Source organism: Haloarcula sp. CGMCC 1.2071 (assembly GCF_037078445.1).
Taxonomy (GTDB): Archaea; Halobacteriota; Halobacteria; order Halobacteriales; family Haloarculaceae; genus Haloarcula; species Haloarcula amylolytica.
The window spans coordinates 250,371-267,305 of the sequence record NZ_JAYMGY010000001.1; the positions used below are offsets into that span (position 1 = coordinate 250,371).

The 16,935-nt window shown below is 67.4% G+C and carries 18 protein-coding genes; 3 read left to right on the forward strand and 15 right to left on the reverse strand.

The window, feature by feature from the left end:
* Positions 1-255: 255 nt before the first annotated feature.
* Both VI234_RS01255 and VI234_RS01260 read right to left on the reverse strand, forming a co-directional pair.
* Positions 256-2,178: an ABC transporter ATP-binding protein gene (locus VI234_RS01255; RefSeq protein ID WP_008312387.1), complete on the reverse strand. Its 1,923-nt coding sequence runs from the start codon at positions 2,176-2,178 to the stop codon at positions 256-258.
* Between the two features lie 69 nt (positions 2,179-2,247).
* Complete coding sequence (locus tag VI234_RS01260; protein WP_008312388.1) at positions 2,248-3,045, reverse strand: DUF429 domain-containing protein; 798 nt, start codon at positions 3,043-3,045, stop codon at positions 2,248-2,250.
* A gap of 105 nt (positions 3,046-3,150) precedes the next feature.
* Between VI234_RS01260 and VI234_RS01265 the strand changes: the two genes are divergently transcribed.
* Together VI234_RS01265 and VI234_RS01270 are read left to right on the forward strand one after the other, a co-directional pair.
* A complete protein-coding gene (locus tag VI234_RS01265; protein WP_004517194.1) occupies positions 3,151-3,309 on the forward strand; it encodes a DUF7559 family protein in 159 nt (52 codons plus the stop codon).
* Positions 3,306-3,830 (forward strand): Hsp20/alpha crystallin family protein, encoded by a 525-nt coding sequence (locus tag VI234_RS01270; protein ID WP_008312389.1) that lies wholly within the window; start codon positions 3,306-3,308, stop codon positions 3,828-3,830. The genes VI234_RS01265 and VI234_RS01270 overlap by 4 nt, the downstream gene beginning before the upstream one ends.
* 30 nt (positions 3,831-3,860) lie before the next feature.
* Here the strand turns inward: VI234_RS01270 and VI234_RS01275 are convergent, their stop codons facing one another.
* From VI234_RS01275 to VI234_RS01295, 5 genes are all read right to left on the reverse strand, one after another.
* Positions 3,861-4,964, reverse strand: coding sequence for an NAD(P)/FAD-dependent oxidoreductase (locus tag VI234_RS01275; RefSeq protein WP_336329035.1), 1,104 nt, complete (start codon positions 4,962-4,964; stop codon positions 3,861-3,863).
* A complete protein-coding gene (locus VI234_RS01280; RefSeq protein WP_049943065.1) occupies positions 4,965-5,750 on the reverse strand; it encodes a DUF7388 family protein in 786 nt (261 codons plus the stop codon).
* Positions 5,751-5,820: 70 nt separating this feature from the next.
* Complete coding sequence (locus VI234_RS01285) at positions 5,821-6,441, reverse strand: NUDIX hydrolase (RefSeq protein WP_008312395.1); 621 nt, start codon at positions 6,439-6,441, stop codon at positions 5,821-5,823.
* Between the two features lie 89 nt (positions 6,442-6,530).
* Entirely contained in the window at positions 6,531-7,001 is a 471-nt protein-coding gene (locus VI234_RS01290; RefSeq protein ID WP_336329036.1) for a DUF7109 family protein, read from the reverse strand.
* 32 nt (positions 7,002-7,033) lie between these two features.
* The gene (locus VI234_RS01295; protein ID WP_336329294.1) at positions 7,034-8,170 is read right to left on the reverse strand and encodes an MFS transporter; all 1,137 of its coding nucleotides are present in this window, start codon (positions 8,168-8,170) and stop codon (positions 7,034-7,036) included.
* 119 nt (positions 8,171-8,289) lie between these two features.
* Here VI234_RS01295 and VI234_RS01300 point away from each other — a divergent pair, with 119 nt between their 5' ends.
* On the forward strand, positions 8,290-8,460 hold the full coding sequence (locus VI234_RS01300) for an HVO_0758 family zinc finger protein (protein ID WP_004517187.1): 171 nt from the start codon (positions 8,290-8,292) through the stop codon (positions 8,458-8,460).
* Here VI234_RS01300 and VI234_RS01305 read toward each other — a convergent pair whose 3' ends face one another.
* From VI234_RS01305 to VI234_RS01340, 8 genes are all read right to left on the reverse strand, one after another.
* The gene (locus tag VI234_RS01305) at positions 8,461-9,546 is read right to left on the reverse strand and encodes an aldo/keto reductase (protein WP_336329037.1); all 1,086 of its coding nucleotides are present in this window, start codon (positions 9,544-9,546) and stop codon (positions 8,461-8,463) included.
* Positions 9,547-9,618: 72 nt separating this feature from the next.
* Positions 9,619-10,803, reverse strand: a complete 1,185-nt coding sequence (locus tag VI234_RS01310; protein ID WP_008312405.1) for a DHH family phosphoesterase — start codon at positions 10,801-10,803, stop codon at positions 9,619-9,621.
* A gap of 49 nt (positions 10,804-10,852) precedes the next feature.
* Positions 10,853-11,743 (reverse strand): SDR family oxidoreductase, encoded by an 891-nt coding sequence (locus VI234_RS01315; protein ID WP_336329038.1) that lies wholly within the window; start codon positions 11,741-11,743, stop codon positions 10,853-10,855.
* Positions 11,740-12,168: a DUF5791 family protein gene (locus VI234_RS01320; RefSeq protein WP_008312409.1), complete on the reverse strand. Its 429-nt coding sequence runs from the start codon at positions 12,166-12,168 to the stop codon at positions 11,740-11,742. The genes VI234_RS01315 and VI234_RS01320 overlap by 4 nt, the downstream gene beginning before the upstream one ends.
* A gap of 50 nt (positions 12,169-12,218) precedes the next feature.
* Positions 12,219-15,221 (reverse strand): DUF7286 family protein, encoded by a 3,003-nt coding sequence (locus VI234_RS01325; protein ID WP_336329039.1) that lies wholly within the window; start codon positions 15,219-15,221, stop codon positions 12,219-12,221.
* Positions 15,209-16,081, reverse strand: coding sequence for a DUF7284 family protein (locus VI234_RS01330; protein ID WP_336329040.1), 873 nt, complete (start codon positions 16,079-16,081; stop codon positions 15,209-15,211). Before VI234_RS01330 ends, VI234_RS01325 begins: the two co-directional genes overlap by 13 nt.
* Complete coding sequence (locus VI234_RS01335; RefSeq protein WP_008312415.1) at positions 16,078-16,473, reverse strand: DUF7285 family protein; 396 nt, start codon at positions 16,471-16,473, stop codon at positions 16,078-16,080. Before VI234_RS01335 ends, VI234_RS01330 begins: the two co-directional genes overlap by 4 nt.
* The gene (locus VI234_RS01340) at positions 16,454-16,915 is read right to left on the reverse strand and encodes a DUF7283 family protein (protein ID WP_008312417.1); all 462 of its coding nucleotides are present in this window, start codon (positions 16,913-16,915) and stop codon (positions 16,454-16,456) included. Before VI234_RS01340 ends, VI234_RS01335 begins: the two co-directional genes overlap by 20 nt.
* Positions 16,916-16,935 lie beyond the last annotated feature (20 nt).

The window sequence follows — 16,935 nt, forward strand, 5'->3', positions numbered from 1 at the left end:
AACTCATATGTATTAAAAAGAGCGATAATATCTCTGCAGCGCATATGGCAAAGTATCTCTTTCAGGGGTATTGTTGTCAAGCACCAATGGCACAGACGCAAAGCGGGACTAATGTGCACTTAGTATGCGTCCCTCCAGCGGGTCCCGCTGGTTGGTGTGGACCGGGCTGAACGGGCTACTCAACGGGATCTCGACGGTACTAGGTCATCTCGACGCTGCTGACCCAGTACCGGCGGCGGTCGGACAGACGCAGTCTCAGTCGTCGGCGCTGACCGTTCGGTCGTCGGCCTGGGCGTGCCAGAGATCGGCGTAATCGCCGTCGGCCGCGAGCAGGTCATTGTGAGTACCCCGTTCGACGATTTCCCCGTCGTCCATCACGACGATGCGGTCCGCGTCCTGAATCGTTGAGAGGCGGTGGGCGATGACGAAGGCGGTGCGGTCCGCGACCAGTTGCTCGATGCTTTCCTGAATCCGGTCTTCCGTCTCCGTGTCCACGTCGCTGGTCGCCTCGTCGAAGATGATGATTTCGGGGTCGTTCAGCAGAGCGCGGGCGATGGCGACCCGCTGGCGCTGGCCGCCCGAGAGTTTGATGCCCCGCTCGCCGATCTGCGTGTCGTACCCATCCGGCAAGTCTTGAATGAATTCGTGGGCCTGTGCGGCCTTCGCCGCGTCGCGGACGCGGTCGCGTGCGGTCTCCCAGCCGACCCCTTCGGTCTCCTCGTCCGACTGTTCGGCGTCGAGTACCTCGCGGTCGCCGTAGGCGATGTTCTCGGCGACCGTCCCCGAGAACAGGTACGGCTGTTGTTCGACGATGGCGATTTCGCCCCTGAGGCTCTGGAGGCCGTACTCGCGTACGTCGACGCCGTCGACGCTCACCGCGCCAGCATCCACGTCGTGGAACCGCGGCACTAATTTCAGCAGCGTGGATTTGCCGGCGCCGGTCGCACCGGCCAGCCCGATGGTCGCGCCGTCGGGCACGTCCAGCGACACGTCGCGGACGACCGGCGGTTCGTCGCCGTAGCCGAAGGTCACGTCGTCGAACGCGACCGACCCGTCGATGCTGTCGGGTTCGTACGGGTCCGCAGGATCGGTGACTTCGGGGTCCTGACCCAGCAGCCCGAACACGCGCTCGGCGCTGGACTTGGCGAGCTGGTACTTGTTCGCTGACCGCCCGATTCGGCGCATCGGCGAGTACAGCCGGCGGATATACAGGAAGAACAGGGCAAACGCCCCGGTCGACAGCGCCGCTTCGCTCTCGGGAGCCGTGATGAAGTCCATCCCGGCGACGTACAGAATCAGGACGAACGCGATACCAGTAAGCAGTCGCAGGCCGGCGAAAAAGGCCCGGCGGATGCGCAGGGCGGCCACCTTCTGGTCGTGATACTCCTGGCTCTGGTCGGTCACCCGCTTGCGCTCGAAGTCGTAGCGGTCGAACGCCTTGATGACTGGCGCGCCGCTGAGGTTGTTCTCTAACCGGGTGTTGAGCCGGGACACTGTCTGGCGGATGGAGCGGTATTTCGGCTCGATCCAGGTGAGGAAGAAGCCGCTGGCGATGCCGATGAGTGGCACCGGGCCGAGCGCGATGAGCGCCAGTTTCGGAGAGTACCGGTAGAGGATGACCGCGATACCACCGACGGTGGCCACCACCCGAATCATCTGGCGGAACTCCGTGTTGAGAAACGACTCCAGCCGGTTGATGTCGCTGTTGAGTATCGACATCATCCCGCCGGTCTGGTGGTTCGCAAAGAAGGACAGCGAGAGGTGTTGCAGGTGGTCGTAGGTGTCGTTCCGGAGGTCCCGCTGTATCTTCTGGGCGCTCGACTGGAGGAGATATCTGGAGGCGAATCGGGTTGCCGACCGAAGGAGATAGGCGATAGCCGCGATGGCGACCAGCCGCTGGAGGAACGCGATACGGGCGGCTTCGCCCGTGATTTGGCCGGGCGGCAACAGGCCGGCATCCGTCAGCAGCCCCGGTTCGCCGCTGCTGAGGACGACGCGGTCGATGGCCGCGGCGACGATTATCGGCGGCACGAGGCGGGCGAACCGGGTACAGAACGCCGCCAGAATGCCGACAAGCAGACGGAGCCAGTAGGGCGTAGCGTAGCCGACGAGATTGACCATCGGGTGGCCGTCGACGTTCTCGCGGACGCCCTCGAAGCCGCCCTGGTCGTCAGGCATAGACGCTAGTTGGTCCGGAAACTGATATATGCCGGGCTTCGACCCGGAGACGGTGACTTCACTGCGTCGTCAGACGAAGATACAGCCTTCACTTTCGGGACCCGAGGCGGGCGGTCTGGCACCGTCGGCCAGCCGGCCCGCCGAAACCACGGCGGCCAACGAGTCCAGCGCGTCGTGGTTCCCGAGGTAGGTGTCGCGATGTTCGCCGACAGTGACGCTACAGGCTTCGACCGCCGCGACGTTTGCCTCTCGACGCTGTCGTGGGTTGTCGACGTTCTTGTACCCCTCGCGGTAGCAGCCCAGCCAGCCGAACGTCGCGGCGGGGTACACCTCCGCGACCAGCGTGTCGGCGTCCCAGCCCTGCATCGGCACGACGGCTGTCGCGTCGTCGTCTCGCAGTTTACCGAGCACGTCCCGGACCCCGTAGAAGGTCATGCTTCGGGTCCGATTCGTGTAGGGACACAGTGCGCCGCGGCGGAAATCCGTCTCCCGGCGCAGGTCCCGGTTGCCGGTCGCCATCTCCCCGGTGTGCCGGCACGCCTCTGAGAGCGACCCCGGGTCGGTCGGCCCGCTGCCGCTTGCGAGCCAGTCGACGAAGCCCGACCAGGTCCCGCCACACTGCGCGTCAAGGAGCGCCTGGGGCAGGCTGAACGGGAAATCTAGCCCAACAGTGCCCACATCTTCGTCGGTGATGCGGTCGACGAGGCCAGCGTGGGCCGTCTCACGGTCCCGACCCCACTCGTCTGTCCCGCGGTAGCACCGCTGAATCTGCAGTCCGTCTCCCGTCGGTATCGCCTCGGTGACCCAGAGCGCGTCGCCAGCGGTCGCTGCGCCGCTGAAATCCGCCCCGAGGACGCGTTCACTCATACACCCGAGTACGCCGGTGACGGTATCAATGTTGGGACTGGCACGAACGGGGTGGCCCCTTCCCCGTCCGTAAGCGGTTTGTCCCCGACGGACCAACGGAATAGTATGCCAGCCACTATGGAGGTCGTCTGCACGGACGACAGCTGCGAACTCGACATGTTCGAGATGCACTACACGTACGATATGCCGGACGATGTCGAACTCGCGGCGTTCTCCTGTCCGTACTGTGGCGGGACGGACTGCCTCGACGAAGTGGAACTATGATGCGGGACATCGGCTCCTCGATCAGCGACGCAATCTTCGAGAACATCGGTCGAGCCGCCGGCCGGGTCCAGGAGAACAAGCCGCTGGCCTCGGACCTGCTGGAGTCGGACGACGCCTACCTCGTCGTCTTCGACGCGCCCGGCACGACGGCGTCGGACATCCAGGTCCGGTACGTCGACGACCGCGTGGAGGTCCGCATCGACCGCTTCCGTGACTTCTACGAGGGCTTCGAGATGCGCTACCCCGGCCGCGGGCTCGCGCTCGACGGGAGCGTCACTCTTCCGAGCGACGCCGCTGTCGACCCGGAGACGGCGCAGGCGACGCTCAAGAGCAACGGCACGCTCCACGTTCGCGTCCCGAAGGCCGAGACCGACCACGACGAGGACGAGGCAACGGATGTCGGCGTCGAAAGCGACGACAGCGAGACGGCCGAGGACAACGAAGCGGATGCAGACGGCGAACCAGCCGACGGTCAAGACGTGACCGAAGCAGCCGACGAGGGCGAAGACGACGACGCCTGATCGGAGCGTATACACTTTTTCACAGCGCATTCACTCGTCCCAGTCACGCGTCGGGTCGTCCAGCGCGGCGAACTCTTCGGAGCCGTCGAAACGCGTCGGGTCGACCCGCTTGGGCAGGTGTTCCGAGAGGGGATTCGGGCGATTGAGAACGTCTGCGGCGAGATAGTCGCCCATCGCCGGCGCGCGCATGAGCCCGTGGCCCTGCCAGCCGGTCGCCACCCAGAGCCCGTCGACGACCCGCCCGGCAAGCGGCGCGCCGTCCGGCGTCGCCGTACACAGGCCGGCCCAGGCCCGGTCGCACGTCGGATTGAGCGCCGCCGCCTGCTCGACGCGGTCGAGGCTCCGGCTGACGAACTCGGCGTCAGCCTCCGGGTCCCAGTCCGTCGGGTCGACCTCGTGTGCGCCGTCGCCGACCAGCAGCGCGTCGGCTTTCGGCCGCCAGTAGAACTCCCGCGTCGCGTCGTAGAACGACGGCAGGGCGGCGTCGACCGGCTCGGTTACGAGCGCCTGTGCCCGGTAGGCCTTCAACGCGAGCGAGACGCCGACAGCAGCGACGAGTGGCTTCGTCTGCGGGCCGGCCGCAACGATCACTGCGTCGAACGTCCGCGTCTCGTCCGGCGTTTCGACGGCTGTCGGCGACGCGAGTGAGACTGGGGTTCCCGTCTCGATATTTGCCCCGTCCGCCCGGGCCTGCTCCGCGAGCGTCGCCACCACCGCGTCCGGGTCGAGTACGCCAGCATCTCGGGCGAGGCCGGCCACTTCGATACCACTGATGTCCAGCGCGGGGTAGCGGTCGCCGAGTTCCGCTGGCGTGAGCGCCTCGACTGCCACACCGTTTCGCCGCATCCCCGCGATCTGCTCGCGGACGGCCGTGGCGTCGCTCTCGTCGCGCGCGACCCAGACGTAGGGCTGTGGCTCGAACAGGTTCATGTCGCGGTAGCGAGCGAGCGCGTCCGCGGCGACGGCCGCGTCCACGTCGTCTGCGAACGCGTCGTAGCAGAGGCCGGCCGCGCGGCCGCTTGCACCGCTTCCCAATCCGTCGCGTTCGAACACCGTCACTGACGCGCCGTGGCGAACCAGTGCCGCTGCGGTCGACAGGCCGACGGCCCCGCCGCCGACGACGGCGACGTTCATTTACGAGAGGAAGGGGTCGAGTCCACGCGCCGGATAGCCGACAATCGTGTCGACACCGATGTCGTGGAGTCGCTCGGTTCGCTCGGCGACTGTCTCGACGGAGCCGACGAGCGCGTAGTCGCGGATGGCCTGTTTGAGTACGTCTCTGGCCCGCCCCGTCGCTCGGCTGTCCGTCGGTGCGCCATCGGGCAGTGCGTTCCGAACCGGGCCGCGCCGGGCCGCGTAGTCGCCGACGGCGTCCAGCATCGCGTCCTCGCTGTTCGAGAGCACGAGCGGGGCGTAGACGGCAATCGATCCCTCGAAGCCGGCCGTCCGGAGCGTCCGCACGTCGCGGGCCGTCGTCCGGGAGAGGAGTTCGTACTGCGTGCCCCCGACCGCCAGCGCGAGACGTTCGATGCCCTCGGTGCCGACCCAGGGGTCGCTGGCGTCGTCGACGGCCGCCCGCAACCGTGGTGCGACGGCCCGTTCGGCCTCGTCCTCCGAGAGATATGCGCTGTGGCCGGCGACCAGTACGTGTCCCGCACCTGCCGGCAGCGCGTCGAACCCGCTGTCGTCGCCCAGCGGATCGAAGCCGTCGGCCCGGACTGGCGCGGTGACGCGTACGTCGGCGGTCGACGCCAGTCGTTCGATAGTGTCCGTCTCCGGGACGTGAGCCGCCCCCTCGTAATCGATTGCGAGCGTCTCGATGTCGAGGCCCGTCGCTCGGGACACGTCCACTTCTGTCGGCTTGAGCGCCACCGCGTCGATGCCGGCGACCGCCAGTGTCGCACCGGTAAGCGTGGTCATCCAGTACGCGATCAACGTCTCGGGGTCGCAAAATCCTGTCGCTCTCGGCCCTACCACAACCCACTCTGTGTCACTCTGCTTCGTCGCGCACGCTCGGCGGGAGGTCGTCGTCCGGCTCCATGTAGCGGTCCGGCTCGGGCGGCATCCGCCAGTCGGTTGCGAGTTCGAGCAACTGGACGAGCATCCGCGCCGTCGCGCCCCAGACGGTGTAGCCGTCGACGTAGAAGAAGTGGAGCCGTATCTCGCCGTAGTGAGGGTGGTCGCGGTGCTCTGACTCGTAGTTGTCTAAGTCGGTCAGCTCCGATACCGGCAGGGTGACGATCTCCGCGACTTCCTCGTCCGAGGGCAGATAGTCGCGGTCCGGGATCCGGCCGACGAACGGGCGCACGGAGTAGCGCGTGATGGTCCTGATGTCGTCCAGCCGGCCGACGACGTTGACCGCCAGCGGGTCGAGGCCGATCTCCTCGTTGGCCTCCCGGAGCGCGGTCCGCAGCAGGTCCTCGTCTTCGGGTTCGCGGCCGCCGCCGGGGAACGACATCTGTCCGGGGTGGTCAGACAGGTGGTCAGCGCGTTTCGTGAACAGTATCGCCTCGCCCTCGGGTCGCGTGACGACCGGGGCGATGACGGCGGCCTCCTGTGGCTCGTCGTCCACGACGACTGGCTCGTGGGCCGCGACCCGGTCGAACTGCATAGCATACCGTAGGTGACCGAGCGTCTTAATTCGGGTGGCTCACTCCTGCGAACTAACCGATTTAATCGTGCAGAATACGGGTACCGAAATCACACGTCGTCCAGACGGTCGCGGAGGCCGTCCATCTCCACGCTCTCCCAGGCTTCGATATCGTAGCTCACGTCGAGCAGTGTCTCGACGCGGTCCTCGTCGCTGTTCTTGACGGCCATCACCGCGTCCTCTCGAAAGCGGGCCTTGACGGCCTCGACGACGGCGTCGCGTGCGGGATCGCGGGCCGGCACATCCATGATGTGTGGGAGATCGGCAGCGCCGTCGGGCAGCGCCGGGAACGCGACGGGGCCGACCACAAGCAGCGTCTCGTCGGTGTCGGCGGCGTGGTCGTCGACGGCGACGAGGTGATACGAGTCGATAGCGCCGTCGATGGCCGCCGCGACCGCGTCCGGGTCGGCGTCGACGCCCTGCTTGAAGGCGAGTTCGCCGCAGGCGTCGACGAGTTCCGCTCTGGTGAGCGAGCCGAAGAGGTCGACGACGCCAGCCAGCTCGTCCGGTGGCAGGTCCATACAGGTGACGCGGCACCGAGCGGCTTCAGCCTTTAGGCTCGGGCCGCGCTCGGCAGCCGACCGTCGAGGTGCAGCGACACCATCGCAACGAGGACGACGAGCAACGCGACTCCCATGCCGCGAAGCAGCGTCGGAAACGTGACGCCGGCGTCCAGCAGTCGGCCGACGAGCGCGCTCCCGGGGGCCTGCATCACCATCATTCCCGCGCCGTAGGTGGCGTAGGCGCTCGCGCGGTGGCGGTCCGGGAGCGAGCCGAGCAGGTACGCGTCCACCGCCGGGAAGATGCTGTGGATGACGTAGCCGACGACGACGCTGAACGCGGCCAGCGACCAGAATCCGGTCAGTGACGGGAGCACCAGCACACAGCCGGTAAAGGCGGCCAGAATCGTCAGAAGGTACGGAATCGACGGGAGGCGGTCGGCTAAGCGACCACTGACGTAGAAGGCCGGCACGCCGGCGCCGAACGCGAGCAACAGCAGCGTCCGGCCCGAGCCCGCGGACAGCCCGACGCTCGTGGCGTAGGTGACGTAGAAGTTGAACAGCCCGTTCCAGACCATCCCCGCGACGCCGATGGTGGCGACGCTGGTGACGATGATATGCCACTGGGCACGCGCCGCGCCGAGGAGGTCGCGGTCTTCGCTCCCAGCGTCGGGGAGTTGCGAGCGTCTCGCGATGAGCGTGAACGCGATGGTCACCAGTCCCGCGGCGACCGCTATCCCCTGCAACGCGGTTCGCCACGTCCCGACGATGAGCACGAACGAGATCAGCGCCGGCGCGCCGACGGCGGCGAGTTGGGAAGCGACGCCGTGTTGTCCGAGCGCGCGGCCGGGCCGCTCCGGGTACAGCTCGCTGACCAGCGTGTTCGCCGCGGTCAGATAGACGCCACTGGCAAGCCCCATGGTGAACGCGCCGACGAGCAACAGCGTCGGGTCGAACGCGAGCGCGGTGAACGTCGTCCCGAGCGTCAACACGACACCGGAGCCGAAGATGACCTTCGCCCGCGATATCCGGGTCAGCAGAACGCCGGTGGGCAGCCGAGGGAGGGCGCTCCCGGCCCAGGCCATCGTTGCGAGCAGTCCGAGCGTCGCGTCGGACGCCCCCGTCGTCGCCCGAATCGGCTCGATAAGTGGTGCAAAGACGACTCTGGCGAGGTTGATGCAGAACACCATCCCCAACAGCGAGCCGAAGACGCGGCGACGAGACACGACCGGTTATAGATCGGAAGCCATGAACAACGTTCCGGAACGCCGCCACGGGGTTTTTACACGCGGGTAGCACACTGGCAGGTATGGACTCAGTGAGGAAGGCCCTCCGGGCCGGCGACGTCGAGAAGGACAACTACGGACGGCTCTCGTGTACCAGTTGTGACGAGCCGCTCGCGACGGAGAACGACCCGGACGAGGTCGGGAAAGTGCGCGTCTGCCCCGAGTGCGACGGCAAGTGGAAGGAACTCAGCTAGCTACTCGAAGACGGCGTCGAACGCGTCCGCACCGAGCGGTTCGTACCGACCGGCATCGACGTTCTCTTCGGCGTGCTCGACCGAGCCCGTGCCGACCAGCGAGCAGGTCACGCCCGGCGCGCTGCGTGCGAAGTTGATGGCGCGCTGTGCGCTCGTCTCGCCAGAGAGCTTCGCCGCTACCTCGTCCGGGACCGCTGTGGCTAGCTGTCCCTGCATGATTGATGCGCTGGTGAACACGTCCAGCCCGGCCTCGTGAGCGAACCACAGCGCCGACTGCGGCCCCTCCGCGCCGTCGTGGGATTCGACGGTGAACGCGTCGGCCATCGCGACGTTGAACGGCAGTTGAATCGCACGGAGATGCGTCGCCGCGTTGCCGACCGTCTCGGCCGCGGCGCGTGCGCGCTCGACGATCTCGGGCAGCGAGAGGTAGCTGTCGTGGTCGGCGGCCACGCGGAACGCCTCCCACGTCGCGACACCGTAGTGCTCGATGTCGCCGGCTGCAGCGCGCTCCTCCAGTTGCTCGAAGGTCGCCTCTAGCTGGTCGTACACCGCTTCACGGGACTTGGACTTCAGTTGCGTCTCCGGATTGTGGACGTAGTAGAGGTCGATGGTGTCCAGCCCCAGATTCGTGAGCGAGCGGTCGACCTGGTCGTCGATGTAGTCCGGCGCGATGCAGTGCTGGCCGGCAACGAGGTCGTCGCGGTCGACGATGCCGGTGTCGAGGTACTCCGACTGGACGAACGCGCCGGGGTCCGCCGGGCGCTCTCCGTCGAACGGGACGAACCCTCCTTTCGTCGCAACGGCAATCGCATCGCGGTCCACCTCGGCGTCCGCGACGGCGTCGCCGACGACCCGCTCGGAACGCTGGTGACGGTAGTTTATCGCCGTGTCGACGACGTTGATGCCGGATTCGAGCGCCGTCACGATGGCGTCGTGGTAACTCGCGTCCCGCTCGTCGGTCGGGTCGCCGAGGTACGTTCCGATACCGATGCTGGAGACGACGCCGTCGCCGAACCGCCGGTAGAACGTGCGCGCGAACTCGTCGTGGTCGTCCCGGTACGCCCAGGTCGCCTCCCGTGTGGCCATACCGGGTGTTGGTCGGGCAGTGACAAAAGGACAGAGATTCACTGGAGTCGGCGACAGCGCAGGAGTCGCCTGTTACAGTTCGCCGCTCATGGCATCGAACACCCGTTCGCGGAAGTCTTCCCGGGAGACGCCGTCGCTCGGGCCGAGGCCGGCCATGTGCTCGACCGGGACCTTGCCGCCGCCCATCCGAGCGTGGCCGCCGCCCTCGGCCATCGGGATATCGTCGACGACGGCCTCTATCGCCCGGCCGATGTGGACGCGGTCGTCCCGCGAGCGCCCGGCGATGCGCATGGTCCCCTCCTTCTCGCCGACGACGACGACCGCCGAGACGCCCTCTAACGTCTCCAGTTCGTCCGCCGCCTGCGGAATCGCGTCCGTGTTCGATACCTCGCCCACATCGCTGAACGCGTAGGGCGCTCGCACCTCTCGTTTCCCGATAGCCCGGGATTTCACGTCGAGCACTTCCGCGTCGACCTGGGGGTTCGCGATGCGGTTGAGCAGGTCGCTGTCCATCCCATCGTAGAGGTACGCGGCAGCCGCGAAGTCCTCGGACTTACACCCGTTGGTCAGCGACCGGGTGTCCGACTGGATACCGTACATCAGCCCCGTTGCCAGCGCACAGGGGACAGTTTCTGCCGGTGCCGCGTCGATATCGATACCCCCGTTCCCCTGTGTGTCGCTGAACTCGAACTCCAACTGATTGAAGTAGCTCGCGAAGATGGTCGCACAGGCCCCGTAATCGGACCGGATGTCCGTGAACTCGTCCCCGCTGCCGTTTCCGGGATGGTGGTCGATGACGGCGACCGGTTCTATCTCTTCGGCACCGGGGAAGCCGCGTGCCGTGTTGTGGTCGACGAGGACGACCGCCTCGCCGTCGATGTCGTCGGCAGTCTCGATGTGGTCGAAATCCAGATCCAGCACCGTCTGGAAGGCCCGGTTCTCCGGGCGGCGTATCTCCCCGGGGTACAGCAACGACGCTGACGTATCAGTGCCGGCGACGAGCTGGTTGACGGCCAGGGCAGAGGCCATCGCGTCCGGGTCCGGGTTCGGGTGCATCAACACCGCGATCCGGTCGTAGCCGGTCAGCGTCCGACGCAGTCGCTCGCCGGGCGTTCGGCTGAGATACCGACGCAACCAGATGCCGGCACCGAGGAGGGCGAGAAGGACCACAGCGACACCAGCGACCAGCAGGGGATTCTCGCTAGCGAACGCCGCGGCGGCGTCGATCTGGAGTCCGCCGGCGGCAACGCGTGTCATACCACGCTGTTCGCCAGCCTATCAGTAATAAAGTTCGCCCCCGATACCGTCAATTTTGCCGGTAGTTTCGGACGGCGTCGCGGTACCCTTCCCGGAACGTCGGGTACTCGAATTCGTAGCCCAGTTCCCGGAGACGGTCGTTCGAACACCGCTTGCTCGTCTGGATGCGGCGCTTCGCCGTCTCTGAGAGGCTGTCGTCGGCCAGCCGTTCCGCTGTCGTCTGTTTCGGCGGGAACGGGACGTCGCACTGTTCGGCCAGCCAGTCGGCGAACGCCCACTTCTCGACGGGTTCGTCGTCGACGACCAGGACGACCTCCTCACGGTGGTCTTCCGTCAGCAGGTGGCGCACGGCCCCGGTCGCGTCGGCCCGGTGGACCATATTCAGGTAGCCGGCCGTCACCGGTCCCTCCAGGTACCGCTCCAGTCGGTAGCGCTCCGGGCCGTACAGGCCAGCGAAGCGAGCGACTGCGCCGTGGCCGCCGTGTTCCACGGGGCGCTCGCGCGCCACGCGCTCTGCGTCGGCCAGTACCTCGGTCTTCTCGGTCTGTGGGTCCAGTGCCGTCTCCTCGTCGACCCACGCGCCGTCGTGGTCGCCGTAGACGCCTGTGCTTGAGGTGTACACCAGCCGCTCGGGCGGGTCGGCCCGAGACCAGAAGTGGTCGATAGCCGTCCGGAGTCCTTCGACGTACACCTCGCGGGCGGCCTCGGCTCCGCGGCCGCCGGAACTCGCGGCGAAGACGAGCCAGTCGGCGTCCGGCACCGCGGCCAGCGACTCGGGGTCGGTCACGTCGGCCCGGACGGCCTCGAAACCGGCGTCCTCGATAGCTTCGATACCGCCGGCGGACCGGCGAACGCCGACGACTTCATGATCGTCCTGTAACTGCCGTCCGAGTTCGAGGCCGACGTAGCCACAGCCCAGAATGGCGACGCGCTCCGTCACCGCTTCTCCCCCTCGATGTGGCTGTGCAGGAGGGCGTACTCGGCCAGTGTTATCGGGTAGCGACCCTCGATTTTCTGCTGGATCTCTTTCGGCTCCAGTTCGTCGTCGATGCCGGAGGCCAGCGATTCGACGTCCATTACAGCCGTCGTCATCCCCATCAGAAGGATGTCCTGGGCTTCGGCCTGTAGCGCGTCGGCGTCCGGCCGGTTCGGTCCGGTCGCCAGCACAGCGACCGCCTCATCGAGCGTTCGGTCGCCGATATCGCCGTCCGCAAACGCTGTCACCGTCGTCCGGTCGAGACCGGTCTCGGCGGCGATTTCCTCGACGCCGACTGTCTCGACTGTCTCGGCCAGCACGGTGCCGTAGGCCGCCAGTAACTCATCGGGTGACTGCTCGCCCGCATCAGGAAACTCGCCTCGGAGCATGGCCGTCGGTATGGCCCCGGGGTATTTCACTTCGGTTATGCGGCCCGGGGTCAGGCACCTGCGTCCGGCCACCCGCTCGATTTCTCCACGGCGGTCCCGCCCTTGTCACCGACCCCGCGCGGCTTGGGCGGCACCACGACGACGACGCCCGTCTCGGCTCTGAACGAGACGCGGTCGGCGGTACCCAGTCGCTCGACCGCTCCATCGCCGTCCACGTCGAGCGTGACGTTGTGCCCGTCACGCGCATAGGTGGTCCGTGCGCCTGGCTCGCTCGGCGGGCCGTGACTCGCAGAGACGGCGAGCCTGGCGTACTCGCCCTCGACGGTCACCCACCAGATGTTCGCCGTCGCGTACCAGGGGGTGACTGGCGGGGCCAGCGGGAGGCCAGCCGGCAGTTTGTCCGTCCCGAGCCGCTTCGTCGCGATTTGTTGAGCCTTCTTTTTGCCGGCATCAGCCAGCGCTCTGCGCAGTTCGTCTTTCGCAACGGACCGCACCGCCGAGGCCGTCCCGTTCGTCGACCCCAGCGTCGGTCTGGTCGCTGGCGTGTCGACCGAGAGCAGCGTCAGGCGAAGGCGGTCGCGTTCGACCCGCGTGAGGTTCAGCCGGGCACCGGCGACGTGGGCGACCCGTTCCTGCGCGGAGCCGTTGGTCAGCGCCAGCGCTCGGGCCGCCGATGTGTCCCATGGCGACAGCGCTTCAGTGACAATGGCCTTGCTCTCGTCCTGTTCAGCTTCGGTGTGCTGGGAGACTGCCAGCCAGAGCGTCGTCGTCATCTCCTCGTTGGCCGCTTCCACCTCCCGCTGGAGCGCATCACGTTCCGAAGCGAGCGTGGCGCTCGACTCGTCTTCGAGGGTTTCGTTCGCGGCTGCGAGTGCGTTCGCTGCCGTTGCGAGGCGTACCCTATCGCCACCCTCGAACGCACCGCCAACGACGGCGTCGGCGGCGTCGCCGTAGGGCACTGTGAACACGTTCGCGTTCCGCGCCACCAGCGGATGCTCGCTCCCGTTCAGCGCACGATACCGACTCTCGTTTAGCTCGGCCAGCGTCAGATACGGCGTCTGCGTATCGACCCGTGTCCTGACGGGGCCGGCCGGACCGACCGGGGCCGGGCGTGACCGTGGAATGCGCGTTTCACGGGCGGTTAGTCCTTTTCGGAGGGCACGCAGCGACCCCTCGGTGCGTTCCGTTAGCTGTGCGTCGACTCGCTTCCGGTTACTGTCCCGAACCGAGGCCTGCCTATCTAGCTCCGCCAACACTGCATTCAGATAGGTCAGCCGGGCCGCGACGCGGGCCTTCTGGGCCGTACTGTCGTAGGAGTCCGGCACGGCCGCGAGGCGGGCGCGGCGTTGCGCGACCCGCTCCCGAAGTTCCCGCGGGGGATTCGTCTCGAAGGTCCCCACACGTCCGCGCTCGACGGTGACGGTCGTGTTGCGGACTGAGTCCCGTCGGTCCATCAGGTCCCGATACACCCACTCGTGCAGTTCCGGTGGTCGGTCGGCCGTCACCGTCGCCTCCGTCCGGCCCAGGCTGTCGTCGACGACTCGCTCGGCAGTTTCGTCTCGACCCCCGGCGTGGCCGACGAGCGTGTCCATCGCCTTCGGCTCCACGTCGGCGAGGTTCGACCCGTTCAACGGGCTTGCGCTGGCGTCGTGTGCGGTCCGAATCGAGCGGTTCGGTGCCACTGAACGGCCGTGATGGCGGCCGACGACGGCGACGGTCACGCGATAGCGTGCGGTGCTCGACGCAGTCGTGCGCCGACGTACTGATCCGTTCTGCCAGACGGCGGTCCGCGTGTACTGTCGCTCGACGGTCCGGCTGAACGTCTCCAATCTGTGCCAGCCGTCCGGCGTCGCAACACCCCCGCTGGCGTTCCCGACTGCCTCTGTAGCGGTAGTCGTCCGGTCGGCGACTAGTGTCCACTCGCTGCCCGGCGAGGCCGGCTTCCCCGGCGGCCCCCCGCCCAGTCGGTGCTCGTCGACTTCCAGCGCTACCTCGACGGTGTACGCGTCTTCGAGCGTTTCGTTGAGCGCCGACGGCTCGGTGACGGACCGGAACGCGGTGTCGGCCGTCTCGTTGACGCCGATGGTCATCGAATCCTCCGGGCTCGGACTGGCCGTGGATTTCGGGCGCGGCGGCGTCTCGCTGACTGGTTTGTACTCGGTCTGGTCGAGTACGTCGCTGGAGACAGCGGTTCCCTTGCTTCCCCGAATTATATCTTCGAGTCCCGTCATCGCTGTCGCCTCCGTCAAGGCACGACGACCGGCGGGGTCGCTCCGGCCGAAGGTCGACCGCTGGACGCCGAGCAGTGCGCCGTTCGTCGCCAGCGAGACGTGCCGGTTCGCGACGACGTTCTCGATGCCTGCGCCGCCGTACTGGGCGTAGCCTCTCGCCCACGCCATCGGGTACAGACGCGCTGTCATCCGCTGGCTCAGGCCCGGCTTGTCCAGACCGTTGTTCAGCCGCGTCTGGTAGGTCGATACCTGCTCATGGAGCATGAGCGCCTGGTTCGGGACGACGACGGTCGGCGAAACCCGCCGCGTCGAGACCACCGCGCCGTTGCGCCGAACCGTCAGGACGACATTCTCGACCGTCGCCCGCATCGCGGTCTCGTTTGGCCCGGCGCGTTCGACCGAGACGCGACGTTTCACAGCCCGGAGGTCGCTGGCGTTAGAAACCGTCGGCAAACTGGCGGTCACGGTCACGTCACCGCTTCGGCCGGTGACGCGCTCCAGTCGGTCCGCAACCCGGAGATAGGCGCGTATTCTGAGCGAGTCCCGGAACGCCATCGAGTCGTTCAGCACCCGGCCAGTGGGCGTATCGGCCGGCGTGACGACCGGGTTCGCGGCCGCCTGCCGGCCAGCCGTCGAGACGCCGTCCCGCACGGCGACCTGCGTCTCCGCTGTGGCCTGATTCAGCGCCCGCTCGACGGCTGTTTCGCTCGGGGCCGGCTCGGTGACGAACGTCGGGGCCAGCGTGAGGCTGCTCACCAGGAGGAGGACGCCGAGCAACGCGAACGGGATCCGGCCGCGGGTGTCGTCTCTCACGGGGACCACGTCCTGACAGTTACGCGGACACGGCTCACTCGAACGGCGCGGGCGGCGTCCGCTGGCGCGTCGTACCGCGACCGCATATCGATCCGAAGCCGGGCGGCGAGCGCCGCGGTCAGGTCGCGGTTCATTTCTGTCGTCGATTGCTTCTCAACGGCAACGCTCGCCCCCGTCAGGTCGGCCATACGCTCGTACCGCGCGGCCAGCAGCACGTCCGAGGGGTAGTCGCCACGGAGAGCATACCGCGACTGTGTCGGCGGGAACAGCCCGTCGACGACGCTCCGAGCCACGACCGTCGCCACGCCATCGTAGCCGTTTGTCTTCGCCGCTTCGCGGGCCGGCTCCGAGACGTTCTCCATCCCGCTCGGGACTGTTACCGTCGCCGCTCGAACGTCCACGCTGTCAGGGGGCCGGTCGCCGACGCGGTACTCGCCGCTGACTGGCGCACTGGGATACGGTGCCCAGGTGACGCGGACGGACGTTCGATGCTCACGGCTGTGGAGTCTGTCACGCGTCGCCACAGCGACTCGGGACTCGAAGTCCGCGCCGGCGCTCGATACCCGCTCGCCGTCCACGGTGACACCGCTCATCGCCGCCTCACCGAGCAGTTCCGCGACGGTCCCGTGACTCGTCCGCTCCCGCCGCGTAGCGTTGTCGGGTGGCGTACGACGATCTGACGGAGGGACGACCAGATCATACTCGACGCTCGCGGTGCTCGTCGCCAGTGTCGACGCTTGCTCGGCCGCGGGGTTCGTGGTCGCCGCCGGCTTCTCGACTCCCACGCCGCTCACGAGAGTCCCCGCGGCCGCACCGACGAGCAGGAGAAACACCGTCACGTCGGCGACGGCGCTCATGGCTCGGGTCATCGCCACACCCGAACGGTGAGCGTTCCCCGGCGGACTGCCCCCGGCCCGACCCGCACGCTCACCGTTCTGGTTTCGGTGTCAGCGTTGCTCGGTGACTTCCGGCCACTGCTCCATCGCTCGCCGGTCGTCGCCGTGATGGTCGCGTTCCCGTGGTAGTTCGCCGGAACCGTATCGAGCGCGCTGTTGAGTCTTCCGGGCCGGACGACGCCGGCCGACGAGAGCCGCTGTTCCACAGCATCGGCGGTCGGGGTGGCGATATTGCGGTCGTCGTCGAGCGTTCCGAACGCTTCGTCTACCACGCCAGCGTACAGCGCCACGCCGAGCGTGACGGCGAAGACAGCGACGAGCGCGGCCAGCGGCTCCGTCGTCGCTCTATCCGACGATGGCGACATCGGTCCCTCCCCAGGCGACGTGCCTGACCGTCAGTCGCTCGGGGGCCGGTCGCCACGTCGTGTCCGTGTTCCGCGCCTTGCGGACCTCCTGACTGAACGCTTCTGGTGAATCGTACACCGCCTTCGGCCGCTCCCCGTTCACCACTGCCTGTAGCCGGTCGGTCCGCGCCGGGACAGCCGCTCGGATCAGTCGTGCCGTGGCTGTCCCGCCGTCGTTGCGGAGGTTGATTTCGCGACCGTCGAACGCCCACTCTGCAGCGGCGAGGCGTCGATGTGCGACGGATCCGGGCGGACTTGTTGTGACCTCATCGATAGTCGCAGCCGTCGCCGTCGCGTCCGGCGGTGCGGTCGTCGGGAGACCGACAACAACTCCGAGGACGGCCACGCTCACCGTCCCCAGGCCGACCCAGAGGTACAGCGTATCGACGTGCGTCTCGAACATGGAACGGCCTGGCCGCGTTC